24 protein-coding genes are annotated in these 23,627 nt (G+C 53.3%); 18 read left to right on the forward strand and 6 right to left on the reverse strand.

Translation table 11 applies throughout. The features are described 5' to 3' along the window. Positions 1-100 precede the first annotated feature (100 nt). The gene (locus ACFO3I_RS08915) at positions 101-262 is read left to right on the forward strand and encodes a hypothetical protein (RefSeq protein ID WP_377333489.1); all 162 of its coding nucleotides are present in this window, start codon (positions 101-103) and stop codon (positions 260-262) included. A gap of 130 nt (positions 263-392) precedes the next feature. Then, a complete protein-coding gene (locus tag ACFO3I_RS08920) occupies positions 393-527 on the forward strand; it encodes a hypothetical protein (protein ID WP_377333491.1) in 135 nt (44 codons plus the stop codon). 1 nt (position 528) lies between these two features. On the opposite strand, the gene smrA is transcribed toward ACFO3I_RS08920, so the two are convergent. Then, positions 529-1,107, reverse strand: coding sequence for a DNA endonuclease SmrA (smrA, locus tag ACFO3I_RS08925; protein ID WP_377333492.1), 579 nt, complete (start codon positions 1,105-1,107; stop codon positions 529-531). 104 nt (positions 1,108-1,211) lie between these two features. On the opposite strand from smrA, the gene ACFO3I_RS08930 reads away from it, so the two are divergent. Then, a complete protein-coding gene (locus ACFO3I_RS08930) occupies positions 1,212-1,577 on the forward strand; it encodes a hypothetical protein (RefSeq protein WP_377333494.1) in 366 nt (121 codons plus the stop codon). On the opposite strand, the gene ACFO3I_RS08935 is transcribed toward ACFO3I_RS08930, so the two are convergent. Then, a complete protein-coding gene (locus ACFO3I_RS08935; RefSeq protein ID WP_377333495.1) occupies positions 1,571-2,044 on the reverse strand; it encodes a hypothetical protein in 474 nt (157 codons plus the stop codon). The genes ACFO3I_RS08930 and ACFO3I_RS08935 overlap by 7 nt on opposite strands. Before the next feature lie 11 nt (positions 2,045-2,055). Beyond that, positions 2,056-3,390, reverse strand: a complete 1,335-nt coding sequence (locus ACFO3I_RS08940; protein WP_377333497.1) for a M20/M25/M40 family metallo-hydrolase — start codon at positions 3,388-3,390, stop codon at positions 2,056-2,058. 121 nt (positions 3,391-3,511) lie between these two features. Between ACFO3I_RS08940 and ACFO3I_RS08945 the strand changes: the two genes are divergently transcribed. Then, positions 3,512-3,907, forward strand: a complete 396-nt coding sequence (locus ACFO3I_RS08945; RefSeq protein WP_377333499.1) for a response regulator — start codon at positions 3,512-3,514, stop codon at positions 3,905-3,907. A gap of 149 nt (positions 3,908-4,056) precedes the next feature. Further along, positions 4,057-4,317 (forward strand): ArsR/SmtB family transcription factor, encoded by a 261-nt coding sequence (locus ACFO3I_RS08950; protein WP_377333501.1) that lies wholly within the window; start codon positions 4,057-4,059, stop codon positions 4,315-4,317. Here ACFO3I_RS08950 and ACFO3I_RS08955 read toward each other — a convergent pair. From ACFO3I_RS08955 to ACFO3I_RS08965, 3 genes are all read right to left on the reverse strand, one after another. Beyond that, a complete protein-coding gene (locus tag ACFO3I_RS08955) occupies positions 4,314-5,429 on the reverse strand; it encodes a methyl-accepting chemotaxis protein (RefSeq protein WP_377333503.1) in 1,116 nt (371 codons plus the stop codon). The genes ACFO3I_RS08950 and ACFO3I_RS08955 overlap by 4 nt on opposite strands. 199 nt (positions 5,430-5,628) lie before the next feature. Then, positions 5,629-6,159, reverse strand: coding sequence for an inorganic diphosphatase (gene ppa / locus ACFO3I_RS08960; RefSeq protein WP_377333505.1), 531 nt, complete (start codon positions 6,157-6,159; stop codon positions 5,629-5,631). Between the two features lie 57 nt (positions 6,160-6,216). Further along, a complete protein-coding gene (locus tag ACFO3I_RS08965; RefSeq protein WP_377333507.1) occupies positions 6,217-7,203 on the reverse strand; it encodes a class 1 fructose-bisphosphatase in 987 nt (328 codons plus the stop codon). Positions 7,204-7,417: 214 nt separating this feature from the next. Here ACFO3I_RS08965 and mpl point away from each other — a divergent pair, with 214 nt between their 5' ends. From mpl to ACFO3I_RS09030, 13 genes are all read left to right on the forward strand, one after another. Beyond that, a complete protein-coding gene (mpl, locus tag ACFO3I_RS08970) occupies positions 7,418-8,770 on the forward strand; it encodes a UDP-N-acetylmuramate:L-alanyl-gamma-D-glutamyl-meso-diaminopimelate ligase (RefSeq protein WP_377333508.1) in 1,353 nt (450 codons plus the stop codon). Then, complete coding sequence (locus tag ACFO3I_RS08975) at positions 8,767-9,381, forward strand: flavin prenyltransferase UbiX (protein WP_377333509.1); 615 nt, start codon at positions 8,767-8,769, stop codon at positions 9,379-9,381. The genes mpl and ACFO3I_RS08975 overlap by 4 nt, the downstream gene beginning before the upstream one ends. After that, on the forward strand, positions 9,378-10,304 hold the full coding sequence (locus tag ACFO3I_RS08980; protein WP_377333511.1) for an ABC transporter ATP-binding protein: 927 nt from the start codon (positions 9,378-9,380) through the stop codon (positions 10,302-10,304). Before ACFO3I_RS08975 ends, ACFO3I_RS08980 begins: the two co-directional genes overlap by 4 nt. Beyond that, positions 10,301-11,065, forward strand: coding sequence for an ABC transporter permease (locus ACFO3I_RS08985; protein WP_377333513.1), 765 nt, complete (start codon positions 10,301-10,303; stop codon positions 11,063-11,065). The genes ACFO3I_RS08980 and ACFO3I_RS08985 overlap by 4 nt, the downstream gene beginning before the upstream one ends. Before the next feature lie 150 nt (positions 11,066-11,215). Continuing rightward, positions 11,216-12,250: a LacI family DNA-binding transcriptional regulator gene (locus ACFO3I_RS08990; RefSeq protein ID WP_377333514.1), complete on the forward strand. Its 1,035-nt coding sequence runs from the start codon at positions 11,216-11,218 to the stop codon at positions 12,248-12,250. 174 nt (positions 12,251-12,424) lie between these two features. Further along, positions 12,425-15,085 carry a TonB-dependent receptor gene (locus tag ACFO3I_RS08995; protein ID WP_377333515.1) on the forward strand — a complete coding sequence of 887 codons (2,661 nt, stop codon included), beginning with the start codon at positions 12,425-12,427 and terminating at the stop codon, positions 15,083-15,085. Positions 15,086-15,149: 64 nt separating this feature from the next. Beyond that, entirely contained in the window at positions 15,150-17,417 is a 2,268-nt protein-coding gene (locus ACFO3I_RS09000) for an alpha-N-acetylglucosaminidase (RefSeq protein ID WP_377333517.1), read from the forward strand. 42 nt (positions 17,418-17,459) lie between these two features. After that, positions 17,460-18,536, forward strand: coding sequence for an acyltransferase family protein (locus ACFO3I_RS09005; protein ID WP_377333518.1), 1,077 nt, complete (start codon positions 17,460-17,462; stop codon positions 18,534-18,536). A gap of 84 nt (positions 18,537-18,620) precedes the next feature. After that, complete coding sequence (locus tag ACFO3I_RS09010; protein ID WP_377333520.1) at positions 18,621-19,511, forward strand: glucosamine kinase nucleotide-binding domain-containing protein; 891 nt, start codon at positions 18,621-18,623, stop codon at positions 19,509-19,511. Then, positions 19,508-20,500 carry a glucosamine-6-phosphate deaminase NagB-II gene (nagB-II, locus tag ACFO3I_RS09015; RefSeq protein ID WP_377333522.1) on the forward strand — a complete coding sequence of 331 codons (993 nt, stop codon included), beginning with the start codon at positions 19,508-19,510 and terminating at the stop codon, positions 20,498-20,500. Before ACFO3I_RS09010 ends, nagB-II begins: the two co-directional genes overlap by 4 nt. Next, positions 20,497-21,639 carry an N-acetylglucosamine-6-phosphate deacetylase gene (nagA, locus tag ACFO3I_RS09020; protein WP_377333524.1) on the forward strand — a complete coding sequence of 381 codons (1,143 nt, stop codon included), beginning with the start codon at positions 20,497-20,499 and terminating at the stop codon, positions 21,637-21,639. The genes nagB-II and nagA overlap by 4 nt, the downstream gene beginning before the upstream one ends. Beyond that, on the forward strand, positions 21,636-22,940 hold the full coding sequence (locus ACFO3I_RS09025; RefSeq protein ID WP_377333526.1) for an MFS transporter: 1,305 nt from the start codon (positions 21,636-21,638) through the stop codon (positions 22,938-22,940). The genes nagA and ACFO3I_RS09025 overlap by 4 nt, the downstream gene beginning before the upstream one ends. 88 nt (positions 22,941-23,028) lie before the next feature. Next, the gene (locus ACFO3I_RS09030; RefSeq protein WP_377333527.1) at positions 23,029-23,622 is read left to right on the forward strand and encodes a LemA family protein; all 594 of its coding nucleotides are present in this window, start codon (positions 23,029-23,031) and stop codon (positions 23,620-23,622) included. The last annotated feature ends 5 nt before the right edge of the window (positions 23,623-23,627 follow it).

Here is a 23,627-nt window from a genome sequence, read left to right on the forward strand (position 1 = left end):
AATCCGATCACTTAGCGTAAAAATAGAATCAAGAAAAAGAACGGTTAGCAGGTGATCGGATAACTCCGGAATCGCTGATCGGATTCACCGAAATACGCAGATGCGCGAACTACTGCACTGCCATGACCATGCTCAGGCCGTGGAGTTTGAATATCAGCAGCAATTTTACAGTATTCAACAACCCGCCGCCCGTCAGGCCATTGAGGAATTGCAGCAGCGCCTTTCTGCAAAAGTGCTGGCGGATAAGCGAGAAAAAAACTGAAACGCAGAAAATTTGTGTAATTCAATGTAAATCTTGTAACTAAACAACAACTTGTCTACACTGGTTTTCGGAATGTTCATAATTCCAAAAAATCAAGAAAAATTACACATTTTTAACTGAGGTTTTCAGTATGCGTAAAGCGTCCAGTCGGGGTTTTGGCTTTACTGCAATCGCCATTTTGGTGGGGTTAATGGCATTGTCAGCATTTTTAACCAAAGCAGAGGCTACACCTGCTCATCCGCATCAGGTGCAGCAAACAGAGTAAATCAGCGTTTTTGATGACGTTCGCGGTTTTCTCTTTTCTGATCCGAATTTTTCTGCAGCAGAATATAAGTTGCGGCATAACCGCCATGTTGTTTTTGTGCGGTGTGGCAAGCCAGCACTTCTGGGATTTGCTGTAACCACTTGAAACTATAGCTTTTCAGGATAGCCGGGTGTGGCTTGCTCTCTTTGCCCATGCCGTGATGGACCAACAGCGTCCGGATCCCCCGTTGATGGCACTCACGCACAAACTGAAACAGTGCTGCTCTGGCTTCAACCAATCCTTTTCCAAGTAACATTAATGTCGCATCCAGCTGGTATTTGCCCAATCGCAGATTGCGGTACACCCCTTCCTGTACACCGTCTTTTTTATAAGCCAGTACCTCGTCCGGTTTGACCAGATCAACATACTCCAGACTCAGGTAATTTGGGTCGTACTCCATTTCCTGCTCTGCTGCCTGACGTCTTGCCAACTGAGCTAAGCTCGGCTGATGTTCACCATTCGGGTCGGCCAGCGCGTCGGCTTTCAGCCGTTTCACGCCAGCCATTTCCTGCAAAAATAAATCCAGATCTTCATCCTGCATTGCTGCATTCTCCAGCTGTCCCGGTACGTCTGTCGGGCAGTTAAAAGATAATAAATTGTTAATATCAGCTATGCTTAGCGGGTAACTGACGCAAGGAGGCGCTTATGTTACCCGATAAATTGTACGAGGCTTTGCCTTATTTGTATCTGAGCAGTGGCGCAGCCACTACCTTATTCAGCCATTCACTTTTTACCTTGTTACCAGCCTGCTTGTTGTTTGTCACTGGAGCCTGGACCTGGGTGATCCGGACAGACAAACGCAGAAGTAAACATGGCTTACGCCTTCAGCTCAAAAGCGGCTGGCCCTTTTGGTATTACGAATTTTACCCTTTTTTGCTGATGTTGGCAGGTCTGGCACTGCTGGGACAGGGACCTGGTCCCTATTGGACCCTGCCAGCAGTCATTGCTTTGGTGTTAGGTTTGTTGTTTTGGTGCAGCAGGCTGAGCTGCCGCACTAAAAGCTCTTATTGACGGCTCATATAAAGTAACGCGGCTATTGGTCCTTGTTGCTGTTTCACCTGGTACTTAATGCACTGTTCTGGCTGTTGCTCAGAAAAACATAAATGCAGGCTTTGCTCGCTTTCAGACAACAGCGCACGTTGTTTGGTATCCATAATGCGGCCTTCGGCACCAAACCAGCCTGGCATGTACACGCTGGTAGTGGTCATGCCGGCAGTCTGATACTGCACCAGTTGAGGTTTGGGGCTAACAAAAAGAGCCACCAGCACCAGTACGGCCAAAACCAGCCAATATTTGGCTTTGGATGGTTTGACCTCAGGTTCTGCTGTTGCCTCGCTGCGACGTGGGGCCGGGGCGGTGCCGACATAACCACTGCGTGCAGGTTCTGCAGAAGTTGCTGAACTGACCGGTTTTTTCGACTGACCTTTTTTCAGTAACTTCTGTTTTTCTGCCTCCGTTAATAAGGAGGTCTTTTTCACTTCTTTAGCCATTATTTTCGTAAATCAACCGTACTATTGGCGACAGTGTCCGTCATCAGCAACCAGGCTTGCAAGTTTTGTTTCAGTGCTTGCGGATCAACTTTGTCCAAGGTGTCATTTGGGGTGTGATGGTAATCGAAATAGTCAGTACCGTCCTGCATTAAGCCGACCACAGGTACTCCGGCTGGCACCAGCACTGACACATCTGGCCCGCCATGCGTTTCATTACCGCCCAGCTCAATACCCAGATGAGCCATCTTTTGTTGCATCTGTTGAGCAAAAGACTGCGCATTTTCACCAAAGCGGCTTTCCAGTTTCCAGATTTTTCCGGCACCAAAATCAGATTCTGCAGCCATGACGTGTTTGGCCAGCTCCTGTTGATGCGCGGCGGCATAAGCGCGGGCACCTAACAATCCGCCTTCTTCGTTGCCGTACAGCACCACCCGCACCGTACGTTTAGGCCGTTGCTGTTGTTTCAGCAAGGCGCCAGTGGCCATCACCAGGCCGACGCCGGCTCCATCATCCAGTGCGCCAGTTCCCTGGTCCCAGGAATCCAGATGGGCACCAATCAATACGATTTCGTCTGGTTGCTCCGAGCCGGTGATTTCGGCAATCACATTCTGGCTTTTCGCCGCTTCAAGCTGATTATTCATTTGCAATTTCAGTGTCAGCTTATCGGTTTTTTCCAGCATACGGGCCAGGTTCAGTGCATCCGGCACCGAGACTGCGACTGCAGGAATTGCCTGAACTTCAGGGTCATACTTCATGGTGCCTGTGTGGGCAAATCTGTTGTTGCTAGTGCCGACAGAACGGATCACCACAGCTTTGGCGCCCAACTTCGCCGCTTCAACAGCGCCACGGGCGCGTGCAGCCACTACCTGGCCGTAAAAAGAGCCGGATTTGTCTTTTTGCATCGCTTTGTTAATAAATACGATTTTGCCCTCAACCTGGGCTTTGTTGGCCTGCTGCAGAGCTTCAATGCTGTCAAACATCACCAGATCAGCTGTAATACCTTGAGCCGGCGTACCAATGGAACCGCCTAAAGACGTCAGTACCAGCGGTTGTGGGAACGGACTCATCACTTCCAGGCTGGCCTGGCCACGGGTCCAACCCGGCATATCAAAACTTTCTGTCCAGACTTTGTCATACCCCAGTGCTTTAAAGTGGCGAACAGCCCAGTCTGCAGCCCGGCGTTCGGCATCACTGCCGGCAATACGTGGGCCCACTTCAGTGGTCAGCGAGGCGACCAGCTCAAAGGCCAGGTCTTGATTCAATGCCGGTGTTGCCGCCAGGGCAGGGAAAAGGCCGCTCAGACTCAGGCCGAGCAGCAACTGGTGAATTTTCATCTTTTCATTCCATGGTGTTGTTGTTAAATTAAGCGGACTTTAGCACGGGATGCGCAGCCGCAGCAGTGTTGTTTCGATTAACAGCAAGCTAATGCGGCAAAAAAAGAGTTAAGGATAAACAATGATTTCTTCCTGGTGTTCCGCCCTGATCATCGATGATACAGCGGCCGTTCGTAGTTACTTGTGTCAGATCCTGAAGCATCTGGGCGTCGGTCCGGTTTACGAAGCTGCAGATGGTTATCAAGGCACTTTACTGTTCAATCAGCATAAACCTCATATGGTGTTTCTGGATATTCAGCTGCCCGATGTCAATGGCCGTCAGTTGCTGCGTCAGTTAAAGCAACAACAACCCGACTGTCAGGTGTTTATTTGCTCTGCTTATTCTTCTGTCGAGAACCTGAAAGATGCCGTGGCCGGTGGCGCTGGTGCTTTTATTGTCAAACCTTTTGCCTCTGAACGAATTCATCAGGTGGTGCAGCCCGTATTGAAGGCAAACCGCGCTTCGATGCCCGGCTAAGCCCAAAGGCCCTGAATACGCGATAAACGAGAATAGCTCTTATTGTTTGGCCGTTTGGCTTCGCGGCATAATGCAGTCTCTGTTGTTGTGATGGTAGGGTACAGATGAATGCAGAACAAATGCTGAGCAACTCCGCCCAGGCTGCGCGCTTGTTAAAAGCTGTGGCTAATGAAAGACGCCTGTTGATCTTGTGTTATTTGCTTGAAAATGAATTGTCGGTGACAGAGATGAATGAGAAACTGGGGCTCAGTCAGTCTGCTTTGTCTCAACATCTGGCGGTGCTGCGCCGACAGAAGCTGGTGAAGACCAGAAAAGACGCACAAACCGTTTATTATCGCCTGCACAGTACAGAGGCGCAGGCCCTGATCGGCCTGCTTGATTCTCTGTACCGTGAACCTGCGCCAGTTTAACCAGCCAGACGTTTCAGTGCCTGTTGCAATTGTTGCTGACGTTCAGCAGCTTGCAACATGGCGTCATCTATAGTGCGGACATAACCCACCATTGCTTTAGTTAAATGCTGCTGTTCGTCCGTGGCGGTGGCGATTTCCTGATTCATAGCACAAATCTGTCCAATGCTACCGGTAATGTCTTTTAACGCATCGCCGGCCTGATGCGCGCTTTGCACACTGGCATTAGCCTGCTCACTGCTCAGCTGCATTTTTTGTACAGCTTCTTTCGCCGCGCTTTGCAGCTGCTCAATGGTTTTCTGGATTTGCTGGGTGGATTGTTGGGTGCGGGACGCCAAAGTCCGGACTTCGTCGGCCACCACGGCAAAACCGCGGCCCTGTTCACCGGCCCGGGCTGCTTCAATGGCCGCATTCAGTGCCAGCAGGTTGGTTTGTTCGGCAATGCCGCGGATCACTTCTAACACAGCACCTACCTGATGGGTATCCTGTTCCAGTTGGCTAATAGTGGCGGAAGCCTGGGTTAAATGGTCAGCCAGTTGGCCAATGTTAGCGACTGTGGCTTCAACAATCTTCTGGCCCTGATGCGCCACCTGATTGGAATGATTGGCTGCCTCGGCGGCCAGATTGGCGCTTTGCACTTCATCCAGCACGCTTTGGTTCATCGATTCAATCATTTGCCGCGTTTGCTGTACGGCCTGTTGCTGATGCTGCTGCTGTTGTTGATCCTGGCGTGATAACTGGTTCAGCTCAGTACAAAGTTGCTGCAATTGCTGTTGCTGCTGGCTTAGTTCCTGTCGGATTGTCTGATGCTGCTGCGACCATTGATTCATCAAACCGTGCTGACGGCCAAGCGGGCCGGATTCTGTCAGTGATGCTGCAGAGCTGGCACCTTGCTGCTGTGCCACTAACCAGTCTTGTTGTTGTTGCTGAGCTTTGGCAAAAGGCTGAACCAGCAGTAATTGCCAGACCAGCTGTGCACACAAAAGTGCAGCCAGCAGTAGCGTCAGCCAGACAGGCACAGCGGCGCCAGTCAGCACGACAGCTAAAATGGCAACAAAGCTGACGGAAAAAGGAAGAAGGAGGCAACGCGCTAAAGCGGAATTGAACAAACCCATAAAATGCTACCCTGACTGCAATGGCAGTATCTGTTGTTGTTATTGTCTTGTTCAGCCGGGCCTGCGCACTGCAGCCGACGAGCTCAGAACATATCAGATCTGGTGCAGGATTTTTATCAGTTTTAGTGGTTTGGCGGAAGTTTTTTTTCCGCCAATAAAAAACGGCACTCAAGGTGCCGTTTTTTGCCGGAACAGCAGCTTATTTCTGCTGAGCACGTTCAAATGAGCTGACAATTTCAGCTTTGGCTTCGGCTTTGTCACCCCAGCCGATCACTTTCACCCACTTACCTGGCTCCAGCTCTTTGTAACGCTCAAAGAAGTGCTGGATTTGGTTTTTCAGCAGCTCAGGCACATCACCGATGTCCTGGATATGGTCATAAATCTTGGTCAGTTTGCTGACGGGTACCGCCAGAACTTTGGCGTCTTCACCTGATTCATCGGCCATTTTCAGTACGGCAACAGGGCGGCACTTGATCACTGCACCTGGGACCAGTGGGTATGGCGTTGGCACCAGCACGTCGACCGGGTCTCCGTCTAACGACAGGGTCTGGTTAACGAAACCGTAGTTGCATGGGTAGAACATTGGTGTGGCCATAAAGCGGTCAACCCACACGGTGCCGGTGTCTTTATCCACTTCGTATTTGATTGGATCGGCGTTGGCCGGAATTTCAATCACAACGTTAATTTCTTCTGGCAGGTTTTTACCTGCAGGCACCTGGCTTAAGCTCATGGATTCATCCTCTTTACTGAATTTTGCCGCCTATTATAACGGCGGCCGTAAAAATGGCTATGGTTTGCTGCTGTCCGTTTTATGGTAATTCAGGCAGCTGTCGACTTCGTGGCGCGAGCCCAGAATCACCGCAACCCGCTGATGAATATCCACCGGCTGGATTTCCATAATGCGCTGATAGCCTGTGCTGCTGGCACCTCCGGCCTGTTCCACCAACATGCTCATCGGGTTGGCTTCGTACATCAGGCGCAGTTTGTCTGGTTTTTTCGGGTCTTTTAAATCACGTGGGTAAGCGAAGATGCCACCGCGGCACAAAATACGGTGCACATCACCGACCATGGCGGCAATCCAGCGCATATTGTAGTTTTTACCGCGAGGACCTTCCTTGCCCTGTAATAAATCAGCGATATAGGCCTGCATTGGTGCTTCCCAATGACGCTGGTTGGACATATTGACGGCAAACTCAGCGGTCACTCCCGGAATGGCCACTTCTTCCTGAGTCAGCAGGAAACCACCATAGGTTTTATCCAGGGTGTACAGCCGGGTGCCTTTGCCTGTGGTCAGCGCGAGCATGGTGGACGGGCCGTACAGTACATAACCTGCCGCAATCTGTGCCGTACCCGGTTGCAAAAAGATGCTCGGATCAGCCGGGTCTGCCTTGGCAGGCGCAGGCAATATAGAAAAAATAGTGCCAATCAGGCTGTTGATGTCGGTATTGGACGAACCATCCAGCGGATCAAAGGTCACCAGAAACTGGCCATTCGGGTTGCCGGCGACTGTGCTTTCTTCTTCTTCGGAAGAAATGGCCATCACCAGGCCACTTTCCAGAATCATGTCTTTGAGCAGTTCATTGGCCAGCACGTCGAGTTTTTTCTGGGTTTCGCCCTGAATATTTTCATCCAGAGTCGAGCCCAGCACACCGGACAGCGCGCCCTGGCCTACCCGGAATGAAATTTCTTTGCAGGCAGCAAGAATGGTTTTAATTAAACTGATGAGGTCTGCATCTGCACCATCTTGACGCAGTACCGGAGCCAAACGACGCATAAAAAATCCTTTGTTAGTCAGAGGTTAGACAAGCCGCCCAGTTTTTTGTGTAGGGTAGGGGTTGGGCGTGCGGTTGCTAGTTTAATCAAGTTCGCCACATTTTGCAGTGAAGCAGTGGTTTTATTTACATCCGTCATAGTTCAGCTGGCTGCTATCTGCATCTTCGCCTCGTTTGGGTATAGAATGCGGTAACGCCGTAGTAAGGATGGATCGTATGCATATTCATATTTTGGGGATTTGTGGCACTTTTATGGGCGGAATCGCCGCTATTGCCAAAAGTCTGGGCCACAAAGTGACGGGATCTGATGCCAATGTGTACCCGCCGATGAGCACTCAGCTGGAACAACTCGGGATAGAACTCACGCAGGGCTATGACCCGGCTCAGCTGGAGCCAGCGCCGGATTTAGTCATTATCGGCAATGCGATGTCGCGGGGCAATCCGGCGGTCGAGTATGTGCTGAACAGAAACATTCCGTACAGCTCGGGCCCCCAGTGGCTGGCCGAAGAAGTGCTGCACCAGCGCTGGGTGCTGGCGGTGTCCGGCACTCACGGTAAAACTACTACCAGCAGTATGTTGGCCTGGATCCTGGACTATGCCGGCCTGAACCCCGGTTTTCTGATTGGTGGCATTCCACAAAATTTTGAGGTGTCGGCCCGTTTAGGCGAATCACCGTTTTTTGTTATTGAAGCCGACGAATACGACACGGCCTTTTTTGATAAACGCTCTAAGTTCGTACACTACCGGCCACGTACGTTGGTGATCAACAACCTGGAATATGATCACGCCGATATTTTCCCGGATCTGGCCGCTATTCAGCGTCAGTTCCATCATTTATTGCGGATGGTGCCGTCGACTGGACTGGTGCTGAGCCCGGCTGGGGTGGAAGCCGTTGACCAAACGCTGGCGCTTGGCTGTTGGAGTGAGCAGCAGCGTTATGGCAACGACTGGACTGTGCAGTTACTCAGCGCGGACGGCTCGGCCTTTGCGCTGTTTTATCAGGGCGAGGCGCAGGGTGAACTGCATTGGTCCTTGTTAGGGCAACACAATGTCGAAAACGCGGTAATGGCGATTGCCGCAGCCCGCCATGCTGGTGTGCCGGTCGCCGTAGCGCTGGAAGCGATGCATAAATTCGTTGCGCCGAAGCGCCGGCTGGAACTGAAAGGCGTTAAACGTCAGGTTGCTGTCTATGATGATTTTGCTCACCATCCAACGGCTATTGCCACCACATTGCAAGGCCTGCGTGCCAATGTCGGCAAGGCGCGTATTCTGGCGGTGCTGGAACCGCGTTCCAACACCATGCGACTGGGTGTGCACAAGGCTGCCTTGCCGGATTCGCTGCAATTGGCGGACGAAGTGTATTTATTTGAGCCTGCCCATTCCGGCTGGTCGATGGCTGATGTCGCGGCTCAAATGCCAGGCCGTGCTTATGTGTTTCAATCCATTGAATTATTAGTAGCCGCTTTGGTTGAAAAAGCCGCTGAGGGTGACCATATCCTGGTGATGAGTAACGGCGGCTTTGGGGGTATTCATCAGAAGCTGCTGGATGCACTGGAAAATTCACAATGACCAAAGAAATCACTCTGGCTTTTACCGGCGCCTCAGGCGCCGGTTATGGTTGGAGCCTGTTACAAAACCTGCTGGCGCAAGGCGTGAAAGTACATTTACTGATCTCCAGCGCCGCCCGGGTGGTGTTTGCCACCGAACATGACATTAAGCTGCCAGGCGGGCCTGAAGCCTGCCGCGATTTTATTGTGCAGCAGTTGGCGGTGCCGGCAGAGCTGTTGACTGTGTATGGCAAAGACGACTGGTTTTCACCTTGTGCGTCCGGTTCGGCGGCACCCAAACACATGGTGATCTGCCCGTGTTCAACCGGCACAGCTGCAGCTATAGCCCATGGTTTAAGTGACAACCTGATTGAACGCGCTGCCGACGTGGTGCTGAAAGAACGCGGTCAGTTAATTCTGGTGCCACGCGAAACGCCACTCAGTACTATCCATCTGGAGAATTTGCTCAGCTTAAGTCGAGCTGGTGCTGTGGTGATGCCAGCGTCGCCTGGTTTTTATCATCAGCCAAAAACGTTGCAGGATATTGAAGATTTTATGGTTGCCCGCATCCTGGATCATCTGGGGTTGGCCCAACAACTGATCCCACGTTGGGGTTATGGGGAGAACAAATGACGTTGGCGTTAAGCATTCGCGCTTTGAAGAAGCAATACAAAAGTGGCACTGTGGCGCTCAAAGGCATTGATCTGGATGTGAACCAAGGCGATTTTTTTGCGCTGTTGGGGCCGAACGGTGCGGGTAAAAGTACCACTATTGGCATTATCAGTTCTTTAGTGAATAAGAGCAGTGGTTCAGTGCAGGTGTTCGACTATGACCTGGACACAGCGCTGGAAGATGCCAAAAGCCAGCTCGGCCTGGTGCCACAGGAATTTAACTTCAACCAGTTTGAAACTGTGCTGCAAATTGTGCTGAATCAGGCGGGTTATTATGGTGTGCCGCGTGACGTGGCGCTGGCCCGTGCTGAAAAGTATTTAGGTCAGCTTGGTTTATGGGAAAAACGTCATGCCCGGTCGCGTGAGTTGTCTGGCGGCATGAAACGCCGGCTGATGATTGCCCGCGCGCTGATGCATGAACCCAAACTGTTGATTCTGGATGAACCAACAGCCGGCGTCGATATTGAGTTGCGCCGCTCCATGTGGGAATTTTTAAAGCAGATTAACCAGCAGGGCGTCACCATTATCCTGACCACCCATTACCTGGAAGAAGCCGAATCCTTGTGCCGCAATATTGCCATTATCGACAAAGGCGAGATTGTAGAAAACACCAGCATGAAAGCCTTGCTGAGCAAGCTGACCAAAGAGACCTTTGTGCTGGACCTGGCAGCTGGCAGCCAGACTCCGCAGCTGGAGCAGTACCAATGGCGACGGCTGGACGACCACAGTATTGAGGTGGATGTGGAAAAATCCCAAGGCCTGAATGCGGTATTCAGCGCCCTCACAGCACAGGGCATCACTGTGCTTTCAATGCGTAATAAAGCCAACCGGCTGGAAGAGCTGTTTGTCAGTCTGGTGGAGCAAGGGCGGGGAGCCACAGCATGAAGTACCGTATTGCTTTACAAAGTATTCTCTACAAAGAAACCAACAGATTTTTGCGGATTTGGGTGCAGACCCTGGTGCCTCCGGCCATTACCATGACACTGTATTTTGTTATTTTTGGCGCCCTGGTTGGCTCCAGAATTGGCGATATGGGTGGCTTTAGTTACATGGAGTTTATTGTGCCAGGCCTGATCATGATGGCGGTGATCACCAATTCTTATTCCAATGTGGCGTCTTCGTTTTTTAGTGCCAAATTTCAGCGCAACGTGGAAGAGTTGCTGGTGGCACCAGTGCCTAATTACATCATAGTGCTGGGCTATATGGGCGGCGGTGTGGCACGAGGTTTGTTGGTGGGTTTTATTGTCACCCTGCTGTCGCTGTTTTTCGTCGACATTCAGATCCATCATGCGTTGGTGTTGATTTCTACTGTGGTACTGACCGCCATGCTGTTTTCGCTGGCGGGTCTTATCAACGCTGTTTATGCCAAAACCTTTGATGACATCAGTATTATTCCGACCTTCGTACTGACACCGCTGACTTACCTCGGCGGGGTGTTTTATTCATTGAGTCTGTTACCGCCATTCTGGCAGGGGGTGTCGCAAATCAACCCTATTGTCTATATGGTCAATGCGTTCCGCTATGGTTTCCTTGGCGTCAGTGACGTGCATCTGGGGCTGGCATTTGGCGTGATCTTGCTGTTTATTGCGGCTTTCTTTGGTATTGCCATGAACTTGATCAGTTCAGGCCGCGGCCTACGCAGCTAGCTCGGTGAAATGCAGCCTTGATGAGATGAGGGTTGCAAACAGGCTTGGACAGTCGGGCATTGAGAGTATAAAGTCGGAAGGTCTCTCACTGTTAAGATTGTTCAAGCAGTATCCTGATCGGTTGGCGTTCAGTGACATCTGCACAGCAGAATGGAAGCTATGACCGGTAAAAAACCTACCATCAAAGATGTGGCTCGCCTGGCTGGCGTGTCCTTCAAAACTGTGTCCAGAGTCGTGAACAACGAGGCTTGGGTCAGTGATGAAATCAAAGCCAAAGTTCAGGCCGTGATCGAGACCCTTAATTACCAGCCAAATCGCACCGCCCGCTTGATGCGCACCGCACCTTTTTCACTTGCTTTTGTTTATGACAACCCGAACAGTCATTACGTGATTGAAATGCAAAACGGCATTTTGTCCGAATGTCGCCGCAAAGGCTTTGAACTGGTGATCCACCCGACGGACTCCGGGTCCGATCTGGTTCGCCAGGAGCTCAGCACCATGATTGGCAGTAACCAGGTAGGCGGCGTGATCCTGACCCCTCCGCTGTCGGAAAACAGCGAATTGGTGCAGCAACTGCTGGCTCAGCAAGCCAAGGTGGTACGTATTGTGTCCGGGGCCGCTCCACCGGATGAACTTTGCCCGACCATTTATGTGGATGACGAAGCCGCTGGCCGTGCTATGACCGAGTACTTGCTGGCGCAAGGCCATCGCCGCATCGCTTTTCTCGGCTACCGCGCTGACCACCGTTCGTCGGTTGGCCGTTATCGTGGCTACTGCGCAGCCTTAGAGCAGGCCGGCATTGAGCTGAGCCCTGAGCTGGTGATCAGCGGTGATTTTACCTTTGATTCCGGCGTGGCGATGACCGAGCAGTTACTGGCGCTGGCAGAACCTGCCACTGCGCTGTTTGGCTGTAACGACGAAATTGCAGCTGGCGCTTTATTCGCAGCCCGGATGAAACAGCTGGCGGTGCCGGCCGATCTGTCCATCGTCGGTTTTGAAAATAGCCCCTTTTCCCGCCAAACCTGGCCCAAGCTCACCACAGTGCATCAGCCGAATGCGGATATGGCCGCAAAAGCAGCTGCCATGCTGATTGCGCTGATGCTGGAGCCTGACGAACAACCCCCTCATTGTGGCTTTCATTTGCAACTTGTCACCCGCGATTCTGTGGAAAAATTGACTAAGTAATTGAAAATTATCAAATTAAAATAACTGCCAACGTTGTCAGTATTTTTATTGACAACGTTGACAGGTTGCTGATAACTTGAACTCAGAGTGATGAATAAATCACCGATCAATACGCTCCGGATCGAAGGAGAGGCGATCACAAAAACAACGATTGGCAACGAGAGAGCACAGGTTATGAGCAGGTTGAATCAATACAAGTTAGGTAAAAAAACTATTCTCGCTTCACTGATGGCAACGTTACTGGTGCCGGCTTTGGCCCAGGCGCAACAAGCTAAAGCCACCGAAGACGAAGATGTAGAAGTGATCCAAGTCAGCTTCCGTGGCAGCCTGGCCGCCGCTGCAGACATTAAACGTCAGGACACCAAAGTCACAGACGCGATCACCACCGAAGATATTGGTAAGTTCCCCAGCGAAAACATCGCCGAAGCCATCCAGCGTATTCCTGGTGTGCAAATTTCTAACGTAAACGGCCGTGGCTCAACCATCAGTGTTCGTGGCTTGGGTTCGCAGTATGCGCGCACCACCTTAAACGGTCAGAGTATGGCCAGCGCCGATTTCACCAGTGGTTTCCGGTTTGACATTATTCAGACTGAACTGGCGTCAACCATTGAAGTGATCAAGTCGCCATCAGCGAATATGGACGCTGGCGGTTTGTCAGGCACCATCAATATCGATACGGCATCGCCGCTGTCCTTTCCTGAACGCAAAGTATTGCTGTCGGCCAAAGGCCAGTACTCTGAGTTTTCTCCATCCGAAGATGTCACGCCAAAAGCCAACGCCACCTACATTGACCAGTTTGCTGACGGTACTGTTGGCGTGCTGTTGAACGTCGGTTATCAGGAACTGGATGACCGGGTAGATAACTTCTGGATGGACCGCTGGTTTGTTGATTCAGCCACAGGGGATGTCACCCCACGCCGTCCGCGTTACCGCCGTATCGATCGGGAAACTGACCGTGAGTTATTTAACGGCACCGTACAGTGGCGTCCAAACAGTGCGTTTGAAGCCAAGCTGACTGCCGTTTATGCCGGTGATGACACCAAACAGGATTTAAACCAACAGGTATTCCTGTTTAACGCCAACCAGATCACCCGGCTGGGCGACGCTGAAAATGGCCTGTACAACCAAATTCAAATTAATAACTTCACCACTGAAAACAACCGTCAGCTGGAAGACAAAGACGCGACCTCTGACGCCTACACCTTAGAGATGGACTACGACTGGGAAGACTGGACCTTCAGTTCAGTGCTGCACTACACCTCAGGTGATGCTACCCACAATGAAGAAGCCGCCATTCTGGCCACAGTGATTTCACAGGCCACTTTGGATATCTCCAATCCATCCAACGTGCTGTTTAATATTGCTGAAAACCTGGCGGACCCGGCATTGTACCCGGCCGTGATGCCACGTAACGAATACCCGAACGGCGCCACCCGTCTGATGGAGTCGGATGAAACTGCAGTGCAGTTTGACGCCACCCGCGGTCTGGATTGGGGCTGGTTTACCCGCCTGACCACAGGGGTCAAGTACCGCAAAGAAACATTGTCGCGTGAAGTGTTCCGTACCGACCGCGCTGCTATTGGCGATGCCGATCCGGCTGACTTGCCGTCTATGGCTGAAACCGGCTACCTGGTGACGGATTTCCTCGACAATAAAATGGGTATTCAGCACAGCTGGATTGCTCCTAATATCCAGGCCTACCGCGATGCGCTTGAAGCCGAAGGCGTGACAGTTCCGACCTTGTTTGCTGCCCAGTCCAGCTACTCGATGGACCGTGAAATTATGGCGGCTTACCTGATGGCTGATTTTGAAACTGAACTTGCCGGCATGCCGCTGCGTGGTAACTTCGGTGGCCGGTATGAGCAAACTGACCGTGACGTGAATACCTACCTGACCGGCGATACCCACCCGGATAACGAAGAAATCAAGCTGGCCATTGGTGAGCTGACCCAAAGCTATGACTACAGCAACTTCTTACCAAGCGCTAACCTGGTGCTGGAATTAAATGATGAGATGCAGTTACGCTTGGCCGCAGCGAAAGTGCTGGTGCGTCCTATTCTGACCTCCAATACCCAGCTGGCGCCGTCAGAAACTTCAGCGTCCAACTCTTTTGGCACCCGCACTTATACGGTGAATCTGGGTCAGCCTGAGCTCAAAGCACTGACCGCCAATCAGCTGGATTTTGGCTGGGAATGGTATTACAGCGAAGGCGATTCGCTGACAGTGAACCTGTTCCAGAAAGACATCAAAAACGGCACGGTCAGCGAGCTGGTTTGTCCGGGCTCTTACAACGGCACCGCTTTATCGACTTCAGGCTCTGAGTGTGTCGACAGCTCAGGCAATATCTACGACATCACCGCTATTTACAACGACAGCTCTGAGCTGACGGTCAAAGGCTATGAGGTTGGCTGGAACCAAAGCCTGAGTGCCTGGTTACCTGTGCCTGGTTTTGGTTTAAGCTCGAACTACACCCGCATTCTGGTGGATGAAAGTGAAGGCTTTACCCTGACCAACTCGTCCGAGCAAACCTGGAACATCACCGCGTATTGGGAAAACGACAGCTTCAGCGCCCGGGTAGCTCTGAACCACCGCAGCCCATATGTGCAGGAAAGCAGTGACGCCTTCTTTGCCCGTGAAGGCCGTACTGTGGCCGGCCGTAACCAGGTCGATCTGTTGTTAGGTTGGAACATTGACGAGCAATGGGCGGTGAATTTCGGCGCCCTGAACCTCAATGGTAAAGATGAAGAAGCCTACCGGGACGATTTGACCCGCGCCTGGCAAACCACCAGTGTAATTGGCCGCAGCTATTACCTGGGTGTGAACTTTAATCTGTAACCAGCAAGAGCAGCCCGGTGTGCAGCCGGGTTGCTCTGTTTAACTGAAGCAACAGGATTTCCCGATGTATTTACCGAAGTTTTCCCTGACTCTGGTGACCGCCGCAGTGCTGTCTGGGCTTTTGAGTGCCTGCCAGCCAGCTGCTGAGGCACAAAGCAGCGAAGCTGTAGTCGCGGCTGCAGAGCAGCAGAGCGGGGTGCAACCTGTCCTGGATTTATTTGAACGCGTGACCGGTTCACAGCCAACCAACGTGCATTTGGTACTGGTGCAGGACAGTCAGCCCGACTGGTATCAGGTCGAAGCCAAAGACGGTCAGCTTTATGTCAGTGCCAATGCGCTCACGGCGCTCAGTTACGGCACTTACGAATACCTGCGTCAGACCGGCGCTTTATCGGTCAGCTGGGAAGGTAGTCGTGTGGCATTACCGGCTCAGTTCGCTGATTATCCGGCGGAGCGGGTGACCTCTTTGTTTGCCCAGCGTTCTTACCTGAATGTCTGTGCTTATGGTTATTCCAGCCCCTGGTGGGGTTGGGACCGTTGGCAAGAGGAACTGGACTGGATGGCGCTGCACGGCGTCAACAACCCGGTTGCGATGGAAGGCCAGGAATATATCTGGCAACAGTTGTGGCACGAATTTGGTGTGGCCGACACTGAACTGGCCAGTTATTTCTCAGGCCCGGCTTTTACGCCCTGGCAGCGCATGGGCAATATTGAAGGCCACGAAGGGCCGTTGCCAGCGCAGTACATTCAGAAAAAACGTGCGCTGCAAAAACAAATTCTCAAACGCATGAGTGACTACGGCATGAAACCGGTGGTGCCGGCCTTTTCGGGTTATGTGCCCAAAGAGTTTAAGACGCTGTTTCCACAGGCCAAAATTTCCGCCATGCCGAAATGGTCTGGTTTTGCCCATGAAACCTACTGGCTGGACCCGGCCGACCCCTTGTTTGCCAAAGTCGCCAAACGTTTTATTGAGCTCTACAACGCCGAATACGGAGCCCAGCAGTACTACCTGATGGACGCCTTTAACGAGATGTTGCCGCCGGTGTCGGAACAGCATCGTTATCAGGACCTGGCCGGTTACGGTGAGGCGTTATACCAGTCTCTGGCGCAGGCTGCGCCAAATGCGGTTTGGGTGATGCAAGGCTGGATGTTTGGTTCTGATCAGCATTTCTGGGATTTACCCTCTATTGATGCCTTTTTAAGCCGGGTGCCGGATCAAAAACTGATGATCCACGATATTGGCAATGACCGTTTTGACGTCTGGCAAAAGGCCAAAGGTTTTTACAACAAGCAGTGGGTGTTTGGATTTATCCATAACTACGGCGGCAGTAACCCTGTCTATGCCGATCTGGATTATTACCGCGATAAAGTGGCCGTTGCCATGCAGCATCCGGACAAAGGCAACCTGACCGGTTATGGCGTGTTCCCCGAGGGTATTCACAGTAATTCTGTGGCCTACGAGTTTATGTTCGACCTGGCCTGGCAAGGGCAGGCTGAGGTGACGCTGAGCTGGCTGGAGCAATACCTGAAAGCACGCTACGGCCAGACCAGTCCGGCCTTATTGTCGGCCTGGAACAAAGTCTACAAAGCGGTGCTCAGCACCAAATACTGGGAACCTCGCTGGTGGGAAGGTTCGGCGGGTGCTTATCTGCTGGCCAAACGTCCGTCTCTGGAATACCTGCGCTACACAGGGGCTCCGGGCAATCTGGCGCTGCTGGACCAGGCGGTGCGTGAACTGGCCGCTTTGCCTGTTGCAGAACGTTCAACCTTGCTCAGTTACGATCTGGTCGATTTTGCCCGCCATGCCGCGTCACAGCATATCGATATGCTGCTGCAGCACAGCATGCTGGCTTATCAGCAGCACAAAGTGGCGGAGGGGGATTTACGTCGTCAGCAGGCCAAACAGCTGATGCTGGCGACCGACGCCTTGATGGCCAGTCAACAGGAAAGCCTGTTCAGCTGGGTGGCTGATGCCAGAGCTTATGCCGACAACGAGGCCGATGCGGCCTTGTACGAACGCAACGCCCGCTTGCAGGTCAGCCGCTGGGGCGGTAATAAGCTGAAAGACTATGCCTCTAAAGCCTGGCATGGCCTGTACGCTCAGTATTACCTGCCGCGTTGGGAGCTGATGCTGGACGAGCTGAAGATGGCGGCCGGACAAGGAAAAGTGCTGGATGAAACCAAGGTAGAGCAGAAACTGCTGGACTTTGAACAGGCCTGGCTGGACCAGCCGCTGGCCACGCCTTTGGTGGCACCGGCCGATCCTTATGCCGCTGTGCAACACATTCAGCAGTTGATCAGTGACAGCAAAGCGCCACCGTCAAACTTGTAAACCTTTTACGGCCGCAGCCAGTGCAGCGGCCAGGATAGAACTATGCAGAACCAGCGTTTATTGGCGTTAGATTTATTCAGGGGCCTGACCATTATTCTGATGATTATGGTCAACAGCCCCAACACCTATGGTGAGTTTTCCCATGCTTATTGGGATGGCGTCACCTTTGCTGATTTTATCTTTCCGTTTTTCCTGATTATTGTCGGTGTGGCTATTGCGATTGGCTTTAAACCGGCAGAGCGCAGCAGTGCCGAGTTGTCGGCACTGCGGCTCAAAGTGCTGCGCCGCACCCTGATCATGTTTGTGTTGGGTTTGGTGGTCAATCTGATGTACCTGAAGTTCAGTGACGTCCGGCTGCTGGGGGTGCTGCAACGTATTGCACTTGTCTACATGGCCTGCTGCTTTTTGGCGCTGCATTGCAGCAGCAAACGGCTGGTGCAGGTGATGGCAGGCATTTTATTAAGTTACTGGGCTCTGATTCTACTGGTGCCGGCACCAGGATTGCCTGCAGGTCAGCTGGAGCGGGGCGCCAATCTGATTAACTGGTTTGACAGCGCCTGGTTGCCGGGCATGTTGTGGCGTGGCAGCTGGGATCCTGAAGGTATTCTCAGCACCTGGCCGGCCATCGCCAGTGGTTTGTACGGTGTGTTAATGGGCCGATTGGTGCTGCGCTTCAAGCAGGACTTGCCGCAACTGGTGATGTCGCTCTTTGTATTGGGTTTTGCCAGCTTCCTGCTGGGGTCGCTCTGGAGTTTGTCTTTCCCGCTGATCAAACAAATCTGGAGCAGCTCTTTTGTACTGGTAACCAGTGGCATGGCCAGCATGGTGCTTGGCTTGCTGATTTGGTACACCGACGTGCGCGGTTATCAGTACGGTATCCGCATCCCACTGATCTTTGGCGCCAATGCCATTGTGGCTTATGTGCTGCACGTCGCCCTGGAAAAACTGCTTGAAGTGCCGCTTGGCGGCAGCTCTGTGCATGACGCCTACCTGCAATTTGCTCAGCAGGCCGGGCTGGACCAGTTTTTCAGTGCGGCACTTTGGGTGGTGGCATTTTTGCTGCTGTGTTACCTGCCGGTCTGGTGGCTGTATCAACGCAAGATATTCGTAAAAATTTAACGCAGTGCTGCAGGACATCCCTCTGAACCAGCGGGGATGGCCTCGGCTTGCCCGAAATCAGCGGCTTCAATCACAGGGGGAACTGTGCTGCGCAAACAACAACTTTTTATCGGGATAGATGGTGGTGGCACCAAATGCAGGGCCCGACTGGAAAGTGCTTCGGGTCATCTGCTGGGCGAAGCGCTGGCCGGTCCCGCCAACCCGGCGACTGATGCAGAGCAGGCGATAGCCTCAGTGCTGGACGCCAGTCGCCAGGCGCTGGCAGGCGCAGGTTTTACTGAATCAGCACTGGCCAGCTGTCAGGTGGTGCTGGGCTTAGCCGGGGTGAATGTGCCGAGCGCGCTGGCGCATATGGAGCAATGGTCGCACCCCTTTGGTGGAATGAAGGTGACCACAGATTTACATATCGCCTGTGCTGGCGCTCATGGCGGCCAGGATGGCGGCATTTTGATCACCGGTACCGGCACCTCTGCGTTTTCGACAGTGGCGGGTCAACAGCATTTATTCAGCGCACAGGGGTTTCCGCTGGGTGACCGCGCCAGCGGTGCCTGGTTGGGCTGGCAGGCTGTAGGCGCCACGTTGGACGTACTGGATGGCTTGCAGCCTCACAGCGGTTTGACCCAGGCGCTGTGCCGGACTTTAGCTGTGCAAAGCAATATGGATTTGATTGCCTGCTGCCTGCCTTATAAAGCAGCGGATTTTGCCGCCTTAGCCCCCCTGGTACTGCAGTGGCAACAGCAAGAAGATCAGGCCGCGCAGCGCATCGTGCAGCAGGGGCTGGATTATGTGCAGGCGCTGCTGCAGCGATTGCAGCAAACCGGCGCCAGCCGTCTGGCGATGCTGGGCGGCCTGGCTCCGGCCTGGCGTCAGCTATTACCTGAATCGTTACAACAGCAGCTCAGCCCGGTGCAGAGCTCAGCCGAAGCTGGTGCCGTCGCACTGGCCCGTCAATTTTTTATGGAGAGGTCGGAATGACTTTAATGCGTCAGGAAGCCAGTGAAAGCTGGCAGCGGATTGAACAGCAAACCGCAGACAATACAGCGTTGTATCAGACAATCGCGCAGCAGATCCGCCAGTTTGACCCTGCCTTTGTTTATATCGTCGGGCGCGGTACTTCAGACCACGCCGGTGTGTTTGCCCGTTATTTGATTGAGGTGGAGTTAGGGGTGGTTGTAGCCGCCGCTGCACCCTCTGTGGCCAGCTTATTCGCCCAGCAGTTGCGATTGCAACGCGCTTTGGTGCTGCTGATTTCGCAGTCTGGCCGCAGTGAAGACTTATTGGCCCAGGCCAGAGCGGCCAAACAAAGTGGTGCGCTGGTGGTGGCACTGGTGAATGACATCAGCTCGCCGCTGGCGGCTTTAGCTGACTACGCGATTCCGTTGCTGGCCGGGCCGGAAAAAGCGGTTGCCGCAACCAAAAGTTACCTGTGCACCTTATCAGCCTTGTTGTCGCTGGTGGCTCACTGGAAGCAAGACCGGCAATTGCTGGCCGCGCTGCAACAGCTGCCCACCCAGTTGCAGCAGGTATTAAATCAGCCCACTCAGCTGCAGGCAGAACAAGTGCAGGCACTGCGCCATTGTGTGGTGCTTGGTCGGGCTTTTGGTTATGCCATCGCACGGGAAATTGCGTTAAAGATTAAAGAAGTCTGTGGCATTCAGGCCGAAGCCTTCAGCAGCGCGGAGTTTTTACATGGGCCTATTTCGTTGCTCAATCAGCCACTGACCCTGTTGGATGTGGACCTGACTGACGAGACAATGCAAGCCCATCAGGCGCAGGTCGCTGAAGTGCAGCGCCGCGGTGGCACCGTGCTGCATTTAATACCGGGTCTGTCTGCTGTGCATCCACGTTTGCAGCCCTTAGTGCTGATGCAACGTTTTTATCTGGATATTGAAGCTGTGGCACTGGCGATGGGGAAAAACCCGGATGCACCGGTTGGACTGAACAAAGTGACCATTACCCGATGAACAGCCTTTATGTCTCCCATTGTTTTGACGGCCAGCAGCTGCTGCGTGACGTCCGGGTCGACTGGCAACAGGACAGGATCCTGACTGTACAGGCCGGAGTCTGGCCGCCATCGGAGCAAACCCAGCTGCAAGGCACACTCTGCGCCGGTTTTATTGATATCCAGGTCAATGGTGGCGGCGGCGTGTTGTTTAACCAGCAGCCGACTGTGGCCGCGCTTAAACAGATCAGCGAAGCTCACCTGCAGTTTGGCTCGACGGGTTTGTTGCCGACCTTGATCACCGACAGCCTTGCGGTGATGCAACAAGGCGCCGACGCGGTTGCTGAGTTATTGCCGCAAGCCAGCCATACGGTGCTGGGCATTCATTTTGAGGGGCCGCATTTGTCGGTGGCGCGCCGCGGTATTCATCCGGCTGCGCAGATCCGCCCTTTAACGGACGCCGAAATGCGGCTGGTGTGCAGGCCTGATTTGGGGAAAGTGTTGCTGACTGTGGCGCCGGAAACGGTGCCGGTCAGCCAAATCCGTGAGCTCTGCAGCGAAGGTGTGCTGGTCAGTCTGGGCCATTCGGCCTGCACTGCAGAGCAGGCATTGGCGGCACTGGATGCCGGAGCTTGCTGTTTTACCCATTTGTTTAACGCCATGTCGCCACTGACCAGCCGGGAGCCTGGCATGGTCGGTGCGGCGCTGACCAGCACGGCGTATTGCGGCCTTATTCTGGACCATTTGCATGTGCATCCGTTGTCAGCGCTGCTGGCCGCGCGCTGCAAAGGCGAAGACAAGCTGATTTTGGTTACAGATGCGATGGCGCATACCGGCAGCCCCTTGCAGACCCTGGCCTATCTGGACACAGAGATCCGCCGTGACGGCCTGAAGCTGACCCTGCCGGATGGCACCCTGGCTGGCTCGGCGCTGGACATGATGACGGCGCTGCAGCATTTTTGCGCCGACCTGGCACTGCCATTGCCTTTTGCATTAAAAGCACTGAGTACCAATCCGGCCCGTATGCTGGGCTTGTCGCAGCTTGGCGTATTAGCGGCTGGCAGCTCAGCCTCCATGCTACTGCTCGACCCGCAACTGAACCTCAGCCAGTGCTGGTTGCATGGCGAACCCCAACAGCTAACTCAGAGGAAGGCAGAATGACCCATCCCGTGACTCCGCAGCACAGCCTGCAACCTATCGCCATTATTGGCGTGCTGTTTTTTATGTTTGGTTTTATCACCTGGCTGAATGGGGCTTTGATCCCATTTTTACAACTGGTCTGTCAGTTGGGTGAGTTTGAAGCCTTGCTGATTGCCTTCAGTTTTTATATTGCCTATGTGGTGATGGCACTGCCGATGGCCAAAGTGCTGGCCTGGTCTGGTTATAAAAATGCGATGTCCATTGGCTTGGGACTGATAGCGTTGGGCTGCGCTTTGTTTATTCCGGCCGCGCTCAGCCAGCAGTTTGCTGTGTTTTTGCTGGCACAATTTGTGGTGGGTTCCGGCTTAACCTTGCTGCAAACCGCGTCCAATCCTTATCTGGTGCGGGTGGGGCCAGAGCACTCGGCGGCAGCCCGTATTTCGTTGATGGGTATCCTCAATAAAAGTGCCGGGGTGTTGGCGCCTATCGTCTTTACCTGGCTGGTGCTGGCGGACCTGGGCCATCTGAATGCCGACAGTCTGGCGGCTATGGCGCCGTCTGAACAGCAACAGGCGTTGCAACAACTGGCGCATCAGCTGATGTTGCCTTATGCCGGTATTGCACTTGCGATGCTGCTGCTGGCGGTGGCGCTGCGTTTTTCTGCCTTACCCGATTTGCCGGAGGAACCATCGGCCTCAGCCGACGGCGAGACCTTGTCGGTCTGGCACTACCCACATTTGTTGCTGGGCGTGCTGACCTTGTTCTGTTATGTCGGTGTGGAAGTGATTGCCGGTGACACCATTGGTATGCTGGGTGCCGCGTTGCAGTTGCCGAATGTCACCACCCTGACGTCTTATACGCTGGCATTTATGGTGTTGGGGTACAGCCTGGGTTTACTGCTGGTACCGCGCTGGTTATCCCAGCGCCAGGCGCTGGCGGCTTCTGCGCTATTGGGTCTGGTCTGTACCTGCGGCATTTTAGCCTCAAACCCACAAAGTTATGGCCTGTCTGAGCTGCTGTGGGGCTGGACTGGCATTGGCACCTTGCCAAACCCTGTGGCCTGGGTGGCGCTGCTTGGCCTGGCCAATGCACTGGTGTGGCCCGCGGTCTGGCCATTGGCGCTGTCTGGCCTGGCGGCATTAACGCCAAAAGCTTCCGCACTACTGATTACGGGCATTGCAGGCGGAGCATTGTTACCGCTGGGCTATGGTGCTTTGTCTGAACAATTCGGTGCCATCGCTGGCTACGCAGTGATGCTGCCTTGTTATGCGATGATCCTGTATTACGCTGTGCACGGCTGTAGCTTAGGCCGTCGGTCTTAAGCTGTTTATTCCCGACTATCAGTGCTACATTGCTGTTTTATCGACTAAAAGCTGAACTTATCGGTTAATAGATGAACAAGGAGTGGCTATGTGGGTTGCGATTGTTGCCGTCGCGGTAGCACTGATGGTGGTGTTTTATGCGGTAGGTATTTTCAATAAGCTGGTGCTGTTGAAGAACAGGTTTCAGAACGCCTTTGCGCAGATAGAAGTTCAGCTGAAACGTCGGTATGACCTGATCCCCAATCTGGTGGAAACCGCTAAAGGTTATATGTCGCATGAGCGCGACACTCTCGAAGCGGTGATCGCCGCCCGTAACAGTGCCAGCAGTTCACTGCAGGCCGCTGCCGCACAGCCTTCTGACGCTGCGGCCATTGGCCAGCTTGCGGGCGCAGAATCGGCCTTGCAGGGCGCGCTCAGCCGCTTCAGCATGGTGATGGAAGCCTACCCTGATTTAAAAGCCAATCAGACTATGCTGCAGCTGTCGGAAGAGCTGACCAGCACCGAAAATAAAGTGGCGTTTGCCCGTCAGGCCTTTAACGACGCAGTGACTGAATACAACAGCTACAAGCAAAGTTTCCCTCCACTGATTTTTGCCACTCTGTTTGGTCATCAACAGGACGCCCGGTTACTGGAGTTTGCCGACAGTGCCGCTATTCAGGCTGTACCTAAAGTCAGCTTCTAAGTACT

The sequence above is a fragment of the Rheinheimera marina genome (assembly GCF_042654345.1).
Lineage (GTDB): Bacteria > Pseudomonadota > Gammaproteobacteria > Enterobacterales > Alteromonadaceae > Pararheinheimera > Pararheinheimera marina.

Excerpts from the sequence above, each read along its gene's own strand:
- ACFO3I_RS08915 (WP_377333489.1), top strand. The coding sequence starts at position 101 with ATGCGCGAACTACTGCACTGCCATGACCATGCTCAGGCCGTGGAGTTT.
- ACFO3I_RS08920 (WP_377333491.1), top strand. The coding sequence starts at position 393 with ATGCGTAAAGCGTCCAGTCGGGGTTTTGGCTTTACTGCAATCGCCATT.
- smrA (WP_377333492.1), bottom strand. The coding sequence starts at position 1,107 with ATGCAGGATGAAGATCTGGATTTATTTTTGCAGGAAATGGCTGGCGTG.
- ACFO3I_RS08930 (WP_377333494.1), top strand. The coding sequence starts at position 1,212 with ATGTTACCCGATAAATTGTACGAGGCTTTGCCTTATTTGTATCTGAGC.
- ACFO3I_RS08940 (WP_377333497.1), bottom strand. The coding sequence starts at position 3,390 with ATGAAAATTCACCAGTTGCTGCTCGGCCTGAGTCTGAGCGGCCTTTTC.
- ACFO3I_RS08945 (WP_377333499.1), top strand. The coding sequence starts at position 3,512 with ATGATTTCTTCCTGGTGTTCCGCCCTGATCATCGATGATACAGCGGCC.
- ACFO3I_RS08955 (WP_377333503.1), bottom strand. The coding sequence starts at position 5,429 with ATGGGTTTGTTCAATTCCGCTTTAGCGCGTTGCCTCCTTCTTCCTTTT.
- ppa (WP_377333505.1), bottom strand. The coding sequence starts at position 6,159 with ATGAGCTTAAGCCAGGTGCCTGCAGGTAAAAACCTGCCAGAAGAAATT.
- ACFO3I_RS08965 (WP_377333507.1), bottom strand. The coding sequence starts at position 7,203 with ATGCGTCGTTTGGCTCCGGTACTGCGTCAAGATGGTGCAGATGCAGAC.
- mpl (WP_377333508.1), top strand. The coding sequence starts at position 7,418 with ATGCATATTCATATTTTGGGGATTTGTGGCACTTTTATGGGCGGAATC.
- ACFO3I_RS08975 (WP_377333509.1), top strand. The coding sequence starts at position 8,767 with ATGACCAAAGAAATCACTCTGGCTTTTACCGGCGCCTCAGGCGCCGGT.
- ACFO3I_RS08980 (WP_377333511.1), top strand. The coding sequence starts at position 9,378 with ATGACGTTGGCGTTAAGCATTCGCGCTTTGAAGAAGCAATACAAAAGT.
- ACFO3I_RS08985 (WP_377333513.1), top strand. The coding sequence starts at position 10,301 with ATGAAGTACCGTATTGCTTTACAAAGTATTCTCTACAAAGAAACCAAC.
- ACFO3I_RS08990 (WP_377333514.1), top strand. The coding sequence starts at position 11,216 with ATGGAAGCTATGACCGGTAAAAAACCTACCATCAAAGATGTGGCTCGC.
- ACFO3I_RS08995 (WP_377333515.1), top strand. The coding sequence starts at position 12,425 with ATGAGCAGGTTGAATCAATACAAGTTAGGTAAAAAAACTATTCTCGCT.
- ACFO3I_RS09000 (WP_377333517.1), top strand. The coding sequence starts at position 15,150 with ATGTATTTACCGAAGTTTTCCCTGACTCTGGTGACCGCCGCAGTGCTG.
- ACFO3I_RS09005 (WP_377333518.1), top strand. The coding sequence starts at position 17,460 with ATGCAGAACCAGCGTTTATTGGCGTTAGATTTATTCAGGGGCCTGACC.
- nagB-II (WP_377333522.1), top strand. The coding sequence starts at position 19,508 with ATGACTTTAATGCGTCAGGAAGCCAGTGAAAGCTGGCAGCGGATTGAA.
- nagA (WP_377333524.1), top strand. The coding sequence starts at position 20,497 with ATGAACAGCCTTTATGTCTCCCATTGTTTTGACGGCCAGCAGCTGCTG.
- ACFO3I_RS09025 (WP_377333526.1), top strand. The coding sequence starts at position 21,636 with ATGACCCATCCCGTGACTCCGCAGCACAGCCTGCAACCTATCGCCATT.
- ACFO3I_RS09030 (WP_377333527.1), top strand. The coding sequence starts at position 23,029 with ATGTGGGTTGCGATTGTTGCCGTCGCGGTAGCACTGATGGTGGTGTTT.